Annotated in this window: 12 protein-coding genes and 1 pseudogene; 4 read left to right on the top strand and 9 right to left on the bottom strand. The window is 38.0% G+C overall.

Annotated elements, in window-relative coordinates:
• Together VB733_RS25730 and lepB are read right to left on the bottom strand one after the other, a co-directional pair.
• A pseudogene (locus VB733_RS25730) lies at positions 1-1,119 on the bottom strand (diguanylate cyclase domain-containing protein); the annotation flags it as partial.
• A 1,026-nt stretch (positions 1,120-2,145) separates the two neighbouring features.
• On the bottom strand, positions 2,146-2,793 hold the full coding sequence (lepB, locus tag VB733_RS25725; RefSeq protein ID WP_323342896.1) for a signal peptidase I: 648 nt from the start codon (positions 2,791-2,793) through the stop codon (positions 2,146-2,148).
• A 249-nt stretch (positions 2,794-3,042) separates the two neighbouring features.
• Between lepB and VB733_RS25720 the strand changes: the two genes are divergently transcribed.
• Positions 3,043-4,368, top strand: a complete 1,326-nt coding sequence (locus tag VB733_RS25720) for a dihydroorotase (protein WP_323342895.1) — start codon at positions 3,043-3,045, stop codon at positions 4,366-4,368.
• A gap of 1,010 nt (positions 4,369-5,378) precedes the next feature.
• A complete protein-coding gene (locus tag VB733_RS25715; protein ID WP_323342894.1) occupies positions 5,379-5,525 on the top strand; it encodes a hypothetical protein in 147 nt (48 codons plus the stop codon).
• Between the two features lie 84 nt (positions 5,526-5,609).
• Here the strand turns inward: VB733_RS25715 and VB733_RS25710 are convergent, their stop codons facing one another.
• The 3 genes from VB733_RS25710 to VB733_RS25700 all read right to left on the bottom strand — a co-directional run bounded on the left by VB733_RS25710 (position 5,610) and on the right by VB733_RS25700 (position 8,688).
• A complete protein-coding gene (locus VB733_RS25710; RefSeq protein WP_323342893.1) occupies positions 5,610-6,245 on the bottom strand; it encodes a sigma-70 family RNA polymerase sigma factor in 636 nt (211 codons plus the stop codon).
• 184 nt (positions 6,246-6,429) lie between these two features.
• Entirely contained in the window at positions 6,430-7,791 is a 1,362-nt protein-coding gene (locus VB733_RS25705; RefSeq protein ID WP_323342892.1) for a DUF2330 domain-containing protein, read from the bottom strand.
• 24 nt (positions 7,792-7,815) lie between these two features.
• Positions 7,816-8,688 carry an RnfABCDGE type electron transport complex subunit D gene (locus tag VB733_RS25700; protein WP_323342891.1) on the bottom strand — a complete coding sequence of 291 codons (873 nt, stop codon included), beginning with the start codon at positions 8,686-8,688 and terminating at the stop codon, positions 7,816-7,818.
• A gap of 289 nt (positions 8,689-8,977) precedes the next feature.
• On the opposite strand from VB733_RS25700, the gene VB733_RS25695 reads away from it, so the two are divergent.
• Entirely contained in the window at positions 8,978-10,504 is a 1,527-nt protein-coding gene (locus tag VB733_RS25695) for a HAMP domain-containing sensor histidine kinase (protein WP_323342890.1), read from the top strand.
• Between the two features lie 41 nt (positions 10,505-10,545).
• Here the strand turns inward: VB733_RS25695 and VB733_RS25690 are convergent, their stop codons facing one another.
• The 3 genes from VB733_RS25690 to VB733_RS25680 form a co-directional block, all read right to left on the bottom strand.
• Positions 10,546-11,511, bottom strand: coding sequence for an RsmB/NOP family class I SAM-dependent RNA methyltransferase (locus VB733_RS25690; RefSeq protein ID WP_323342889.1), 966 nt, complete (start codon positions 11,509-11,511; stop codon positions 10,546-10,548).
• A 454-nt stretch (positions 11,512-11,965) separates the two neighbouring features.
• On the bottom strand, positions 11,966-14,077 hold the full coding sequence (locus VB733_RS25685; protein ID WP_323342888.1) for a TonB-dependent receptor: 2,112 nt from the start codon (positions 14,075-14,077) through the stop codon (positions 11,966-11,968).
• Between the two features lie 92 nt (positions 14,078-14,169).
• Entirely contained in the window at positions 14,170-14,829 is a 660-nt protein-coding gene (locus VB733_RS25680) for a MotA/TolQ/ExbB proton channel family protein (protein WP_323342887.1), read from the bottom strand.
• A gap of 277 nt (positions 14,830-15,106) precedes the next feature.
• Here VB733_RS25680 and VB733_RS25675 point away from each other — a divergent pair, with 277 nt between their 5' ends.
• Positions 15,107-16,549, top strand: a complete 1,443-nt coding sequence (locus VB733_RS25675; protein WP_323342886.1) for an energy transducer TonB — start codon at positions 15,107-15,109, stop codon at positions 16,547-16,549.
• 29 nt (positions 16,550-16,578) lie between these two features.
• Here VB733_RS25675 and VB733_RS25670 read toward each other — a convergent pair whose 3' ends face one another.
• A complete protein-coding gene (locus VB733_RS25670; protein ID WP_323342885.1) occupies positions 16,579-16,854 on the bottom strand; it encodes a hypothetical protein in 276 nt (91 codons plus the stop codon).
• Positions 16,855-17,149 lie beyond the last annotated feature (295 nt).

The raw sequence follows: 17,149 nt of genomic DNA, 5'->3' as shown, positions 1-17,149 counted from the left end.
CTAGTAAATAATAAATTCCTGGCGTTCGACAGCACGACGCAAATCATTTTCTAACTCCAAAAGCTCAATTGCTTTTTTGTGCATGTCTGGATCAAAAACATGGTATCTTGCTCTGCCTAATGATTTTGCACGGTACATTGCTGTGTCAGCATCCCGGAGTAGGTATTCAGGTTTATCGTAACTAGGGCTACCCCAGCTAATGCCAATACTCGCATTCATAAAGACTTCATAGCGTGATAATTTAAATGCCAGTGATAGTTTTTGTTTAATTCTATCAGCAACATCAATTGCCATTTCAATACTGGTAATATTTTCCAGGAGAATAGCAAACTCATCACCGCCAAACCTGGCTAAAGTATCAAATGGACTCAAAGATAATTGGATACGACGAGAAATAGCAACGAGTAATTCATCGCCAACAAAATGACCAAGGGAATCATTAACAATTTTGAAGCGATCGCAATCGAGAAATAACACAGCAAATTGATAATTACAATCTTGCTTGGCACGGTTAAGAGATTTTTCTAACTGGCGAATAAATAAAACACGGTTTGGTAAACCAGTCAACGAATCATGTAAAGCAATATCCAGTAGCTTCGTTTGCAATTCTCTACGAGAACTCATCTCTACCTGGAGTTTATACAAAGTTTCTTCCAACTCCTGAGTTCTTGTTTTGACTCGTTTTTCCAGTTCGGCATTCAGATGTAAAATTTCTAAACGAGTATCACGCAAAGCAATTTGATTTTGGACTCTAACTAAAACTTCTTCAAACTCAAATGGTTTCGTAATATAATCTACACCCCCAGCTTGAAAAGCTTTCACCTTATCAAAAACATCATCTAAAGCACTCACAAATATAACTGGAATATCCTGAGTTTTTTCCCAATCTTTCAAACGACGACATACTTCATAACCGTCGATTTCCGGCATCATAATATCCAGCAAAATTAAATCTGGTAAAACTGTTTTACAAGCGGTTAGAGCCATTTGCCAGTTCAACGCTTTGCGAACGTTATACCCTTCTCTAATTAAGATTGCAGATAAAACTCGCAGATTATCTGCGGTATCGTCAATAATCAAAATATCTTTTTTATGAGTATGTAAGTTCGCGTCATTCATCTGCCTTGGTTCTAGCTAATTCCATGAATTTGTCTCAAATTGATATTTATTTACACTTGTCCCTCAAAATAGGTCAAATTAGAGATTTATTAAAGGGAATGGTTATTCATTTTTAGTTCTAACCTGCTAACTTAACTCATTTTTTTACCCAATTACATCTCCCCATGTAAAGTTTTTAATCAAGTTTCCGCTTCAGTTCATGGTTATAAACTGCGTTAGTCTCAATAATTGCTAGGTTTTCTCCAGGTTTTTGCAGCTTATACATCCTCAACACTATTAGTTAATAAAATCTTGTTATAACACCTAAATGTATTAAGTATCACTCATTGTCACAGACCTTTGTAGCGAAATAGACAAAAATCTGGTTTGTGTATGTCTAATTACGTAAGCACTTCATTAAATTCAGGTTATTAATTTACTCTGTAAATTTTTGGTGAATTATTTGGTGAATTAATAAATAGACACCACAAACTACATATACCAGAACACAAATATTCCCCTTTACCCGATTTTTTTGTTAGTTAGGCAAAGTTCAAAAATTATATTGCCGATGTGAGAAGCCACTGTCTGATGGCTAGTAAAATGTTGCGTGAATAATTTAGTCAGCTAAAATATCATGATGACATTTCATGAGAATACATATTTCCCATAGCTCCTCTGACTTGGAAAGCTTGTATTTTTTATTTATGCAATTTAAATGTCGCTTGTTGACAAAAATATGCGATCGCATTTCATCTTAAACTTGCTAGCTTAACTCCACAATAATGTCAGGCTAAATTCTGTACTCAGCCAAAAGCTGTCGCCCATCTATTCGCAGGACGACAACTTGATGATTATTCATGAGCAAAAATTAAATAGTTATAGTAATTTTCTAAAACTATGCTAAATATAACACAATATGAGTATGCGGAGATACGGAGATATCACCAGATTTTGGGGAAGGGATATTAGATATTCCAGAGTCGGAGAGTTAGTAATATCTAATACCACTACTCAATTTTGATTAACCCATAAACCATGAAAAAATTAAGGATAAAGAGGGGATTTCGTATCCAGACCACCAACTTTATTTAGCGGCCAAAATCGAACTACCGCACGTCCGATGATGTTTTCGCGAGGTACAAGACCCCAACAACGCCCATCATAGCTTTGAGTCCGGTTATCACCAAGTACAAGATATTGACCTTTAGGAATGGTAGTTGCTTGGTATAAAAAAGGTGGATTTTTTCCCGATGTACAAACTTCAATTGATGTACGCTCTTTGTCTTTACTGAGATAATTTGTTTCTGGAAGTTGTTTCCCATTGATAAAGACATTACCTTCCCGGAGTTCGACTTTTTCCCCCGGTAAGCCGATTACACGTTTAATAAAAGCATCTTGATAATCTTCTTTTTGTAGTTCGGCAGTGGGTGAAAAGACAATGATATCACCACGTTGCGGGTCAGAAAATTTATACTTTAACTTATCGACTATTATTTTATCTGCTTCCCACTGATTTGTCGTTCCGTGCAGAGTCGGTTCCATCGAACCAGAAGGGATCCATCGTGCTTCTGCCACAAATGTGCGAATTCCTAAGGCAAGGAGAATACTTAGTACGACAGTTCTAAGTAGTTCTGCAATCCACGAATTATCTGGTTGTTGGTTTGAGTTTTGATCGGACACTTGATTTTGCATGGAATCACTAGATTAATAGCTTGATACGCAGTTACATTGACTTGTTTAGCAGGAGAAAGTTATTGAGCAATTCATTAGCCACAGGCGAGATGCATATTAGTAGTGTAACTATCTTGACAGGATTTTCGTGAGCTAAAGTGAATTTTTTTGTCGTAATTGGCAAATTTTTTTTTTTGCAGTGCAACCAAGTTTAACCTAAAAGAATAGTTGTTTGTAAAATCGAACTGTTGTGCAAACGCATTTACCTCTATGACATCTCCTACTAATTTACTTATTCGCCGCGCTCGTATCATTTTACCGAATGGTGAATTGATGATTGGGGATGTACTCACACGCGATCGCGTCATTGTCGAAGTTGCACCCCAAATATCGACAGCTGAACCAATAATAGAAATTGACGCTGCGAGGTTAACTTTGTTGCCGGGGGTTATCGATCCGCAGGTGCATTTCCGCGAACCGGGATTGGAATATAAGGAAAATCTGTTTACTGCAAGTTGTGCTTGTGCCAAAGGTGGGGTGACTTCCTTTTTGGAAATGCCGAATACCCGACCTTTAACTACGACTCAACAAACTTTAGATGACAAGTTGCAACGTGCCTCCCAGAAGTGTCTGGTTAATTATGGCTTTTTTATTGGGGCTACGTCAGAAAATTTACCCGATATTCTCTCGGCACACCCGACACCGGGAATTAAAATCTTCATGGGTTCGATGCATGGTCAGTTGTTAGTCGATACTGAAGTGGCACTCGAAGCGATATTTTCTCAAGGGACGCGCCTCATTGCTGTTCATGCTGAGAACCAAGAGAGAATTAACCAACGTCGGCAGGAATTTGCAGGTATTACCGATCCCGCAATCCACTCCCAGATTCAAGATAATCAAGCAGCACTAGAAGCGACGCAACTGGCATTAAAACTTTCTCAAAAATATCAGCGCCGGTTACATATCCTGCATATGTCCACTGCCGAAGAAGCAGAATTACTGCGTCAGCATAAGCCGAGTTGGGTGACATGCGAAGTCACACCGCAGCATTTACTCATGAATACGAGTGCATACGCCAAGATTGGTACTTTAGCACAGATGAATCCACCATTGCGATCGCCCCACGATAATGAGGTACTTTGGCAAGCTTTACGCGATGGTATTATCGATTTTATCGCCACTGACCATGCGCCGCATACTTTAGAAGAAAAAGCCCAACCTTATCCCAAAAGCCCTTCGGGAATGCCTGGAGTCGAAACTTCCCTCGCATTAATGCTGACTGCGGCAAAAGAAGGAAAATGTACCATTGCTCAGGTTGTCAACTGGATGTCAACAGCAGTTGCCAAAGCCTATGGCATACGCAACAAAGGTGAGATTAAACCGGGTTATGATGCTGATTTAGTTCTTGTTGACTTGGACAATTATCGCCCTGTCTTACGTCAAGAACTCTTTAGCAAGTGTGGTTGGAGTCCCTTTGAGGGTTGGAACTTAACCGGGTGGGCACATACAACAATAGTTGGTGGTCAAATAGTTTACCAAAATGGGAAGTTATTTACTGAGGTGCGTGGACAAGCTTTGCAGTTTGAAAATTCTTAATTTGAACTTTATTTGCTCAATTTCGCCGGGTGCGTTAGCAAAGTTTAATGCATCTTTGTTTTGCTTGGATACAGGTACTTAGTCACAATTAGAACCAATCAAGCAACTTGCAGAGAAACCTTGCTAGCGCCAGTGGTTTACCGTGTTAGCCTTCAATAACTTTGTAATTCAGCCAATCGCTCATTGACGCGGATTGATTTATCTACTGATGGTATATGTGTTGTGTATCTGTGAATAATGTGCATGAACGTAGCTAAGTATATTTTTCCACGCAGCTTCATCCAAATAATTACTATCTCAGTAACTACATCAGTAAATACCAATATTTACTTAAATTTAAGTATTGCCATCGATTACTGAAAACTTGCCAATTTGTAGCAAAAAATAATATCAAGTTCGATATATTACTCGCTTTTAGCGAGTTTTTTTATGACTTCTTAATTATGTTGGGAAATTTTTATCGGTTTTTACTGATTCGCAATTCTACTGAATGAATACTATTTCTAAGTAAATATTCAAGGTTTTATCAAGAGTAAAGTATTGATTTGCAGATTTACACAAATCACAATAAATCGCCCTTGATAGATTTTTTGTTTACGAAAAAATACTCAGGTGAAAGTAAAAACTCTATGTAAAGCTTAATGAAAAGTGAATGATGAATCAGGTTAATGATGACAGTTGATAAGTCAAAAAAACTTTTAATCAAGTTCAATTATTGGATATTTAAAAGATTACAAATCGGGAGGATAGCCAATTATTTGAAACACGAGATGGATTACTGGCTAACTTGGTTTAGCTTGGCTTCTTTCATGAATTATCAAACGCTTTTGCGCTTATTAATTCATGCTTTCGGGAAATTTAGCCGACAATATATAAATTTTTGAAATAACTTTATGAAGTTTATGAAATTGAAAAAATAATTTGCTCTCAGACAAATTTAGTCAACTTTGATTTTCAGAATCACTCTTTTTTAATTATCTTCGTCATCAATTTAAACAAAAGGGGAAATTATGATTTTTTTAAATGACGATCGCGGAAGCGGTAGAATCCAAAACATGACATTTTCAGACGATCGCGGCAGTGGTAGAACCCAAACAATAGTATCTTCAGACGATAGAGGCAGTGGTAGAATCCGAATTTCCACATTTTTCTCCTAAACTGAATCTCCCCGAATTCAGAAGAAGTTGGGGAGATTAGTTGTGCTTGTGCCACAAATTATTTTTTATGTTTATTTTTTATGTTTATAAATAACCCTCTGTTTCGGCAAATTGACGCAAACGAGGTATGCATTGACGCTGATAAAAGCTACTCAAAGTTGAAACAGTCAAACCGTATTCTTGTGCTAATTCCTTCCAGCTAACTTCTGGAGGTAAGCGTTTCAAAATTAACACTTGACAATTGACATCCGATCGCCCCTGAATATGAGTCTGGCGTAAATCTCCATCAATATCACGCTCCACCCACAATCTCACATGGTCTAAAATTGGTGGTGGATCAGGAGGTGCAGCAATATTATCTATGGGATTAATAATATCAGCGCGATCGCCTGATGCTGATTGTTGGATAGTTGCAAATGCTTTTCGGGAATTTTCCTCTTGGGTTTTAATGTAAAAATCTTGTAACCGATGCCTTAAATAAACATTCAACCAAGTGATTGCAGTTCCCCGATTCGGATCATAAGCATCACAAATATTGCGACAAAAGTACAACCAAGTCTGTTGCAGCGCATCTTGATAGTAAACTGTGCTTTCTCTCCACAGCTTTTTACTCACCAAGCGAATAATTTGTGTTAACAGTCGTTGTCGCGGCACACTTCCCGGTGGATGCCCGCAAGCTTCCTCAACTAATTGACGTAATTGTTCCTCCAATCCTTTCATACCAGTGATACCAATAGAAGCCCAGCAGTCAAACTTTTTCAATATTGCTGCTTAAATGCATTTGATAATATTACTCATGCTGGCGATATTAGCAGGTTGCAGGGGAAGCTGGAAAGGCAGGATGGGAAGAAAAAGAAAGATAATCAATAAATTTTCCCATTTCTCCCCCTCTCTGTGTCAATTTTTACCCTCTTTGCCACCAAGATAATGCAGCTTGACCATTCAGTTTCATTTTTCTGCGAATATCTTGAATATTCCAGTTGGTAAGTTTGGCTAGTGTTTGTGCTTCTTGTTCATAACGTTTATTTAAACCGCGTTTATATTCTCTAGCTGCGGAACATTTGGCTTCACCCGTAAATGGATGCTGTAAAACGTAGCGTCCTTGAAAATTCTCAGTGTTTGCAGTTGTTTGAAACATCAAATCTTCGGGGAATTTGTCGCGGGTATAGCGAACATGCAAACGGGTGATAAATACATTGTTAGACACAATCGGAGGACGACGAAAACTACCTGGGGGAATGGGTGCTACACCCGATGGATTTTTTTCTAGCCAAAACACACCTGCGTCCTTAAGTTCCTCATTGTTGAGGGGTTCAGCCGAACAAGGGTCGCAACTACCCATATCCCAAGCATATTCTAAGAATGCGACTTTCCGGTCTTCTTTCAGGTAAGAAGTTTGGAACATGGATTTGTAAAAGTCGCCAAATTCTTGTTTCACATATACAGGAATATTATTACCGGAGGGGACTTTCACTGTCCGGTAGTTGGTGACTTCCGCTTGTCCTTTAGGAGAAAGAATGTAAGCAATTAAATCTTGTTCGGTGGTGGCGTTAATCATTCCCAAGCGAATTGGCAACATGAATTTAGGTGATTCATAGGCAATTTGTAAGGGACGGAGATTTTGATAACCGCTTGTTGCAAACTTATCTAAATTGACTTTCGCCACAAAAAACTTCATATTTTGGCGAATATATGGCTTGAGTAGCGCTTTTGCTCCTCGGGGAATTTTGTAACCATTGCGGTTTAACCAAGTTTCCAAACCACCAGATTCCTTAGCACTGAGAATAAGAATGTCATATTCGCCCACATTAAACCGTGCTTCTACGGTGACTCCGAGATTGCGATCGCGTGCCATTTCCGATAGTTGTTGAACTCCTGCTCTTGGTGCTGCCATTGGCAGAGGACGACGGATATTGTCATAATCAGCACATGGGTCGGAGTCAAAATATTCTACTAAACGTGGGGCGCTAAATGCATCCAAACGTTCAATAATACTAGGTTTAGCTACTCTGACTTGCTCTTTTTGCAGAACTGTGGGTACGGGTACAACAATAGCAAAATCCTTGACTTCACCTTGGAAATCATTCGCCATCGTTAAAACAGTTTTATTCTCATCCCGGGCAATCACAACTTGGGAAGCTTTGTTGTAGAGTTTTGTATCTGCTTTGGCAACGTAGAAGCCGCAAAAGGCGGAAGCCGTGGGGGCAAATCCCAAAATTACCACACAGGTGAGTAGTAATGAGATGAGCAATTTGAGTTGTTTCATCTGATTTATTTATTGATTGATTAATTAATTGGTTATTTCTGGGGTAGGGGATAGGAGGATTTCACCCTTTTCCCACTCAAATCTAGCTGCTGGCAAAAGTTTATCGATTAATACCGTCATTGGTGCTAGGGCAAATAATGACCAGAAAACTGCGGTAGATAAATAGAAGTAATTACGTAAAACGAACGTGAATATGGCAATAAATAATGCCCACATAATTCTACCGATGCGAGCATTAGGAATAGAACGGGGGTCTGTCACCATAAATAGGGCAAATAACAGCAACGAACCACTCATCAAGCGATGGTAGTAAACGTCCCAAGTCCAGCCCAGCCAGAGATTGCGAAGGGCTTCCAGCAAAGCATAGGCAGCCAAAAACGTCGCCGTCGTATCCCAACGTCCGACGCGCTTGAGAACCATTCCCCCACAGCCTGCAAATATCATGCAGTACCACCAATCTTCCCCCCATTGTCCAGGTGAAACCCAAGCATCAGGGGTAATTACCAAAACACAGATAATCCCGAAATTCGCTGGGTTAAAAAAGTGTTTGTCACCAATTTTGAAAATGAATTTGCTGGCGATCGCACATATTGCTGCTAACATCATTGTTGTCCAATGGTCTGCCCGTAGTAGCAAACTCAGTCCCAAGGATGTAATTAAGGCACTACGCACTGATGTGGAAAATTGAGGTTTGGTTAATAGTTCTTGGTTCTGAATGAATAATTGTTGATTCCATGCCCATTGCCCAATACCCATGATCCATTGCCCAAACAAACATGTAATAATGGCAACACAAATTAATTCAGGTCGTAGCGTCCAATCTCTAGTACCAATTCCTAAAATCAGGAATAAAGAGAGAAAAAGGATTTGATAGTCGCGTGTGTCTTTAAACAACATTACCCGCCAGTACCGGGATTACCCGTAGACTTATTGGAATTGATGTCTTAATCTAGACGGGTTATAGTCCTGTTAGTGCCGTTGTTACAGAATTTGTTACAAGTGGCAAGTTATTAGCTGTTTTTTACCTAGCACCACACCACATCCTGGGATGCTCTTCTGGAAATTGCCCCTAAAATGTTCGGTTCTACGACTTTCGACATCAAGGAAATACTTATAACCTCAGGATATAGATATATATGCCTTTAAAAACTCTGCATATCGCTCGCTAATCATGGGGTGAAAATTCGTGTATAAATGGATTCTGCCAAGTTTGAGTGAAGTTTTAGCCGCCAATCACATAAATATGGCTGTTGGCTCCTCTGCAAAAGCAGAACGTCAGTGGCGCTTAAGTATAGCGGTGACAGAAAAGTTGCTATTAAACACATTGACAAGGACTTCGCCTAGTCCCAAAGATCAGAAAAATAATAATAGAGGATTAGTTTTAGCTGCACCCGCACCAGTATTTAGTCAACTTAAACTAATTCATAACCTGGAAACAATTACTTTTACGGCAAAGCCATTTAACCCCCTGGCACTGATGCCGTTTCAAATGCCCACAGTGGTGGAGTCAGAAATAGAAACATCTACTAACGAGGCTATATTACCCTTATTAGCAGCTGATCCGCTAGGGAAAGAGCAGTTTTGTCTAGTTTTCACCCCTAAATTTCAACTGGTTTTGGTTTTGGCAGAAAATGAAAATGGCGAAAAAGTATTTTCCTTTTCCTTTGAACCAGAAATAGTTCAGCAGGCATGGAAAATTTTAGGGGCGCGGGTAATGATGGTAAACCCGGATGAGTTTACTTATCTAGCTGAATTAGTACAAGAATATTGTGATGATGTCACACCTGATTTTCGTATTCTCATGGAATTTAGCCAATTACTATTGGCAGAATTTCCAGAGGAGGAGGATAAATCCCTCAGAGGTTATGGGGGACAAGAAGAAAAAGACAATAATGAAGAGATTGATAATTCTTCCTTCCCCGAATATTCTCAGGGTGCAATGCCTTCCTGCCATCGTTCCGATGTGGAATTATTGCAAGCATTTGCTCACGAAGTGCGTACTCCCTTGGCGACTATCCGTACAGTTACGCGAATGTTACTCAAACATAAGGATTTACCAGCCAATGTGATGAAGCGGTTGGAAATGATCGATCGCGAATGTACCGAGCAAATAGATAGAATGGAGTTGCTATTTAGAGCCGCAGAATTGGAAACATCGACTTCAACAAATACTGTGGGTTCACAACTTGCACCCATGTGTTTAGAACAGGTGTTAAAACAAAGCATTCCCCGTTGGCAACAAGCTGCAAGTCGTCGCAATTTAACTTTAGATGTAGTGTTACCACAGAAACTACCAACAGTAGTGAGTAATCCGAACATGTTGGATAGGGTACTCACAAATTTGATTGAGAATTTTACGCGCAGTTTACCTGCGGGTAGCCAAATACAAGTTCATGTGATTCCAGCAGGTAATCAACTGAAGTTACAGCTATTACCACAAATTAACGATGAAGATACTGCAACTGCCGCATCCTGTACACCACCCATTCGTAAAGCGATTGGACAATTGCTGATGTTTCAACCGGAAACGGGGACAATTAGTTTAAATTTAGCAGCGACCAAGCATTTATTTCAAGCGATCGGTGGTAAATTAATTGTACGTCAGCGTCCCCAACAAGGTGAGGTAATGACGGTTTTCTTGCCCCTAAATAGTGTGGAAGATTCAGCTATCACCGTGGGGATGGAAAGGTTGAAGGGTGAGAGGTTAGCGTAGAAAACCGGTAATTTCACCCCGACAACAGCACATTCTCTGAATCAGGCATAATACCTAATTCCTAATTCTTGTAATACCTCTCGATTAACTTCCTTCACTGCTTCTATGTCTGTGTTTGTTTCTGTGTTTTGAAATAACGCCGCAAATGCTCCTGCACCTAATCCTGACTGGGGAAACATACGATAACATGGTATGTCCGTTAAATGCGATCGCATTTTTTCTAAATGACTAACTACGACTGGTTGAAATTGCGGAAATCTTTCTAATAACCATTTACATACATCTTCATTTTCTTCAGGAGAATAAGTACATGTCATGTAAGCAAGATAACCTTGAGGAGCAACAATTTGGGCAGAATTGGCAATAATTCGCTTTTGTCGATTGGCATTTTTATTAATATTTGTGGGGTGAAAACATCCCGGTACTTTTTCACCTTTTGCCAGTAAAGATTGTCCAGAACAAGGTGCATCGACAATGACTAAATTAATAGATTTTGGTATAGTCTCAGCAAAAATACTAGAATCACGATTTAATACTGCCACAGGTTGAATATGACAGCGTTTGAAATTAGCAATTAACATTCCCAAGCGTTTACCAATTACTTCATTAGCAATTAGTAGTTGCGGTTGCAGAAGTTTCCATGCGAAGATACTTTTTCCTCCTGGTGCTGCACACATGTCAAATATAGTATTAATTGGTTGATGAATATTCAAAAAAATTGATGCGGCAAATACTGAAGAAAAATCTAAACAATAAAAGTAACCTTGTGCATGTAAATCATCTTGCCCAGGTTTACTATTTAATTCTAAACGGTCTACAAATTGCGGTTGCCATGCCAATCTTTCGACTTCATTCAGTAAACAATCACTCGGTTTTGGCTGACACCAGAGAATACTAGAATTATAGTTCTGAGGGCTAATTAGGGCATGAATAAATTCTTCTTGTTGCTCTGCATTTGTATATAGCCGTCGTGAAAGTCTCAGTAATAAGTTGGAAATCTTTTCCATAAAATTAAATGCGATTAAATATAAAAAAAATAGCCAATCCAAAATAAATTTAACAGATAATTATGTTTATAATACTAGAAAATAAAACTACAAAATCAACTCTAGTCTAGTAGCCTGTCAGGGTTGAAATGAGGGACTGTAGTGCGGGTATCTTGCCCGCGTGAGCGAGACTACCAAAAATCCCTCAAAACAAAATTGACAGACTACTAGTCTATGTTTTCAATATTGCTTTTTCGTTTTATTCTTAGATAGTTATAGAATAGAGTTGTGCTGAAGGTTTTAATAAAAGTCAGTAACTTAGCTTGAAAATCCAGGTTAACAGATACTTTTAGCCTAAGTTACAGAATCAAGTCTACAAGAATGTTAATATATGTGACTATTGCCCAGTAAGGATGTACAGCTTATTGGGCGAGGTAGCACATTACTTACTGAAGAACATAAACATTAAATATTGTTAAATATTGGAGGTTAGACCAACACGAAAAGTAAAACCAGGACTATAAATCCGATTGACTCGTTCATACTGTTCTCCAAGCAAATTCTCTAAGTAAAATGTCAGTCCCAAGGTTTTATTTATAGGTACGCGAGCGCTCAAATCTAAATTTAGGTAAGATGGTGAAAAATCTGTCGTTTTATCACTAGGATTATTGAAAAGCGATCTACGAGCGCCACTATAATAAGTAGCATAAAAATTAGCTTGCCATCCATTTTTTTCGTAACCAATTCCCGTTTGTAAATTTGAGTAAGGAATTAAACCTAATTGCAACCCTGATTCGACTCCAGTTTTGATTTTGGCATCGGTGTAAGTATAGTTAAAAAATGTTGACCAGTTACGTGCTATTTTCCACCTTAAGGCAGCTTCAAAGCCATTGGTATCAACTAAGCCAATATTTTGCCATTTACCTTGCACTATGCCTAGACGGTTATCTAAATTGCTACCAAAATAAGTAAATTGTCCGGTCAAATTTTGAGATAAACTAACATCAACTCCCGCAGTCCAAGAAGAACCTGTTTCTGGTTTTAAATCAATATTTGGCAACCAACCATGTACAGTATCGTAAACATATTTTTGGTCTAAACCGGGATTTCTTTGTACAGATGTCCAACTTCCACGTAAAGCTATATTTGATAAAATAGCATAGCGAAAACCAACACTCGGATTAAAGTAATTTCCAAACTCCGAATCAAGGTTTTGTCTCAGTCCTAAATCAAACTGTAATGTATCATTAATATTAATAGTATTAACTGCAAATATAGCTGTATTTAATAAACTTCTATTTTCTTTTTCATTTAGAGAAATTCTATCTGGACGGTTACTATTTACTATTCCATTTAAGTTGAGACTACTTAAATCCAAACCCCAGCGAAGTTGATAGTTAGGAGAAATTTTCCACTCATGATCTACTCTGGCGGTAAATTGCTGCGTATCTAAAGTTCCTGTACGGTAAAATTCTCTGTTGGAAACAACGGTGGGACCATAGGTATTAAAGTAGTCTTGGTTGAATCCAAGTGTAGTTGTGAGTTTGGAATTATTCGCCAGTTGAGACTTCCAAGATAAACCAATATTTAAACCATCGTGGTCGAGTCTATCTTTTTGTAAGGGAAAACCAAAATAAACTAAACCACGACGACTACTGAGTTTTTTAACATCTAAACTCAGGGTATTTTTTTTGTTTAAATCAAATCCAATATTCCCAAAGTAAGTGCTTGTTGCTGTGTCTGCATTGAATAATTTACCTTTAGAATCTCGATTGGCTGCACCTACGGGAACTTTATATTTGTTATCGGCAAAAAATCGTTCAAAACTTAAGTTATAGCGAACATTTTCCGTCCCACCGCTAAAACTTGATTGTTGATTATTTAAATTCAATGAACCAAATTCGGCAGTAGCATTTAGTTTTGGTTTTCCACTACCTTCTTTAGTAATGATATTAACAACTCCACCAACTGCTGATGAACCGTATAAAGAACTCGCTGCACCACTATAGAGTTCGACTCTTTCAATTGCTTCGACGGGAATACTATTTAAATCTGTAGTACCATGATAAGTATTAATATTACTATTAATTTGTCTACCATTGATAAGAATTACTGACTGATTTATTGATGCACCACGATAATAAGTACCTGTGTGAATATCTGCACCATGACCAACATCATTAATTGCAAAACCTGGCATTCTTTTTAAGATATCAGCAACACTAGATGCACCTTGTTTTTGAATTTCTTCTTTATCAATTATGTGGGTTGGTGTTGATTCTGGCAGTACGTCTTTTTCACCGATCGCTTCTAATTGAATCTCAGTATCATCTTTTTCTACATCACTATTTTGAGATATTTTTTCAGGATTGATTAATTTCTGTACTTCATTTTGCTCAATTGGTTGAGTTAGTAAACTCGCATTAATTACTAGTAATTGAATTTCGCTGAGATTTGGGATGTTCGATGTAGGTTGGGAGATTTTATTTATGTCCGTTTGATTAATTTCAGTATCGGATGCAAGTGATGGAAAAGCTGCAAGTAGGCTGAGGAAAGTAGTCGAAAATAAGTACAAATTATTGTTCATTGGATTCAGGTATAATGTTTTTATAAAAAATATTTATCTATGCTGAAATATCTGCTTCATCCAGTAAACGCATATTTTTGGTAATTTTCTGTTTAACTTCTAATTTGTGGAATTTTTGAGTTAGAAGCCTTTTCATAATAACGACGATAGAGTAACTCTAACTGTCCTCCATATTCTTGAATCAATCTTATTTGAGTGATGTAGAATCCTCGAAATGAGTTTGCAAATAACAGTGTGAAAATTGCCACTATCAAGCCCGAAGCAGTTGAAACGAGCGCTTCACTGATACCTGCTGTCACACCTGGGGTTTTTGTTCCTCCGACATCACCAATATTTAGCGATGCAAATGATGTAATCAAACCGAGTACAGTGCCTAACAATCCGAGTAAGGGAGCGAGTCCAATTATTGTTTCAAAAATTATATTAAACCGTTTCAAAAGCGGAATTTCAGCTTGTGCTTCACTTTCTAAGGCAAGTCGAAACTCTTCCGGCGTTGGTTCTTCTAATTCCAATGCTGAGATAAAAATACGTGCGATCGGTAAATCCAGATTATGTTGAAGTTTGTCGATCGCACTTACATGATTACCTCGACGGTAGAGATTTAAAACGTCACGAATAACAGGTTTTTGACGACGACAAACTTGCCACCAAAACCAGATACGTTCTGCACTCAATGCAATAGAAGTCACGCTGAATATAAACAGAGGAAACATAACTATTCCACCTGCTACAAATAATCCTTTTATTGTCATTTTTTGAAAGTTCTTTATCCGAACTCCATTAATTGCTATTTTATTGAATACACAAAAGATTATCGGCATTTTAAATCAATTGTCAACTAATTTTATAACAAGTTTAGTCATGTTTTTATCTTTGACAATCCGTCATATTTAAGTGTTCTAAATTGAGAAAAGTTTTACAAGTTGTCATATATGGATACGTTGACAAAATGTATTAATTTATGGGGATTTTTTTAATATAATTCATAATATGATATGTATGGGTAACATAAATAGTGGTGTTACAAAGATGAGTTTTTCTAGTATTTTGGTAAGATGGCGAGAAAAAGAAGCCGAGAAGTTCAGGAGGTTTATTGCCTACAGTTCGCTCGGCTCTGTAGCGCTACATATTGGGCTACTAGCTTTTAGTATTAGTAATGTTTTAAAAAATCAAGTCCCGGCGGATATTTCTAGTAAACCGATTGAGGTGATGATTATTGAACCACCTTTACCAAACCTGAAACAGACACCTGAATTTAAAGTTGGGAAATCCCAAAGAGATAAAAAATCTGGAGGTGGTGGAAAAATATCAATGAGTTTGTTAGAAAAATCGAATCATCTCTTATCCAATAATTTGACTAATTATAAAAGTGATAATTCTTCCCCGTCAATTATTCAACAGCCAATACCTTTACAGATTCAGCGAATCAAGCCAAAATTAAATATCCCTTCAACATTCAGACAAACACAACGCCAAGTTGAAAATAAGGTCGGGAACACCTTAGAAAGCTTTAAACAGGAAATAGACACTAAAATTGTTGCTCCTTCTGTAATTCCTCAACCTGCACCAAAAACAGATATCCTCACAACATTAGAACAAACTATCAAACCTTCTGTGAATCCTGTGAAAAATGCTTCATTAACTCCAACTACAATATCAACAACTCAGGAAGATACAACTTCTACAGGAGATAATTTAACAAAACCTTCGATGAATTTTAGTAGTGGTAGACTTAGAAAAATTATTGCTGATGGGAGAAATGGAATTACAGGTACAAATGATACTTTTAATTCTGGAAATAACGGCAATGGTAGTATTGGTAATTCTTTAACTGTTAATGGAAGTGCTACTGGTTTTGGTAAGGGAAATGGCACTGATGTTGCTGCTAGAAATCATGGGAACCCGAAGCCAACCGAAGAAAAGAAAGTTGCTACTGCACCAATTCCTAAATCTCCATCTAGTTCTAAATTAAATCGAGCAGATTGCCAAGAGTGTAATATTAAGTATCCAGAAAATGCTAGAAAACGCAAGATAGAGGGTAATCCTGAAGTTACGATTGACTATAATGATAAAGGTATAGTTACCAATGTACGATTAAATCGTTCGAGTGGTAGTCAAGAATTGGATGAAGCACTTCTGGAACAAGCAAGAAATTTTAAACTGAAACCCTCAGAGGGTGGAAAACAAGGGGTGCGAGTTTCTGCTAATTTTGCCATTCAAGGTTCCCAAAATCATCGTGAAGCGATCGCTAGGAAAAAAAAGCGTGAAGAACAACGTCAGCAACGGGAGTTGGTGAGCGCAGACAATAGCACGGAAGAGACACTGAAAATAAAACGTTTGCGAAGAAGAGTTATTACCGATGTTCCTCCAGAAGAAAATTCCAGAAATGCTCAGGAAATACTAAAACGTGGAGCAAATACTAATACCAGTAACCAATCTATTGGAGAAACGGAATCAACCTCAGGAAAATAATAACGACTCCAACTTTTAAATTAGATACTTTAAATTCTAACTCCCGAATCCTGACCAGGTAATCTGTTGTTGGGGTAATTAGTACCAGGAATCACATCCCCTACCGCTTGAATTGTAATCGAGTCAGGAAAAATTTGCTCCTCAGTTGCCGGAGGTAATATCGGTAAAGATTCTGCTGGTTTGGGAGGTTGATCTGATGCCTGTATTTTCCCCATACGAATTGCCGCACCGATACCAATACCGATAAACAAACAGCTAGTAATAAAAGTAAATGAAAGAAATTTCCCGAACCACCGATTAAGCATGACCTTGCCACTCCCGATACCACGAAAATAGTGTAGCTTAGAAGTCGAATATACACGGATATATTTAATCGAATTGTGAAGATTTTCAGTAAAATTGCAGTTTTTTATACTTAAATAGTGCTGTGATGCTGGCGATCGCTCGGCTGATTCAGTTTATTGCCCAAACTCCCCCAAAATCAAATGATTCCCCAATTAAAAACCCCTAACTGAATTCAGGATTCACTCTAATTGATTTGGCGCTTGGGTTGCATCTACTAGCTTACGAAATAGCATCTTTACTGCTTTTGCCGCAACA

The sequence above is a fragment of the Calothrix sp. UHCC 0171 genome (assembly GCF_034931845.1).
Lineage (GTDB): Bacteria > Cyanobacteriota > Cyanobacteriia > Cyanobacteriales > Nostocaceae > Brunnivagina.
Note: the sequence above shows the minus strand (reverse complement) of the source record. Positions and strands in the feature narration are given on the sequence as shown.

What these genes read in the sequence shown, in the direction of transcription:
- lepB (WP_323342896.1), bottom strand. Translation starts at nt 2,793, where the DNA reads ATGCAAAATCAAGTGTCCGATCAAAACTCAAACCAACAACCAGATAAT.
- VB733_RS25720 (WP_323342895.1), top strand. Translation starts at nt 3,043, where the DNA reads ATGACATCTCCTACTAATTTACTTATTCGCCGCGCTCGTATCATTTTA.
- VB733_RS25715 (WP_323342894.1), top strand. Translation starts at nt 5,379, where the DNA reads ATGATTTTTTTAAATGACGATCGCGGAAGCGGTAGAATCCAAAACATG.
- VB733_RS25710 (WP_323342893.1), bottom strand. Translation starts at nt 6,245, where the DNA reads ATGAAAGGATTGGAGGAACAATTACGTCAATTAGTTGAGGAAGCTTGC.
- VB733_RS25705 (WP_323342892.1), bottom strand. Translation starts at nt 7,791, where the DNA reads ATGAAACAACTCAAATTGCTCATCTCATTACTACTCACCTGTGTGGTA.
- VB733_RS25700 (WP_323342891.1), bottom strand. Translation starts at nt 8,688, where the DNA reads ATGTTGTTTAAAGACACACGCGACTATCAAATCCTTTTTCTCTCTTTA.
- VB733_RS25690 (WP_323342889.1), bottom strand. Translation starts at nt 11,511, where the DNA reads ATGGAAAAGATTTCCAACTTATTACTGAGACTTTCACGACGGCTATAT.
- VB733_RS25685 (WP_323342888.1), bottom strand. Translation starts at nt 14,077, where the DNA reads ATGAACAATAATTTGTACTTATTTTCGACTACTTTCCTCAGCCTACTT.
- VB733_RS25680 (WP_323342887.1), bottom strand. Translation starts at nt 14,829, where the DNA reads ATGACAATAAAAGGATTATTTGTAGCAGGTGGAATAGTTATGTTTCCT.
- VB733_RS25675 (WP_323342886.1), top strand. Translation starts at nt 15,107, where the DNA reads ATGAGTTTTTCTAGTATTTTGGTAAGATGGCGAGAAAAAGAAGCCGAG.
- VB733_RS25670 (WP_323342885.1), bottom strand. Translation starts at nt 16,854, where the DNA reads ATGCTTAATCGGTGGTTCGGGAAATTTCTTTCATTTACTTTTATTACT.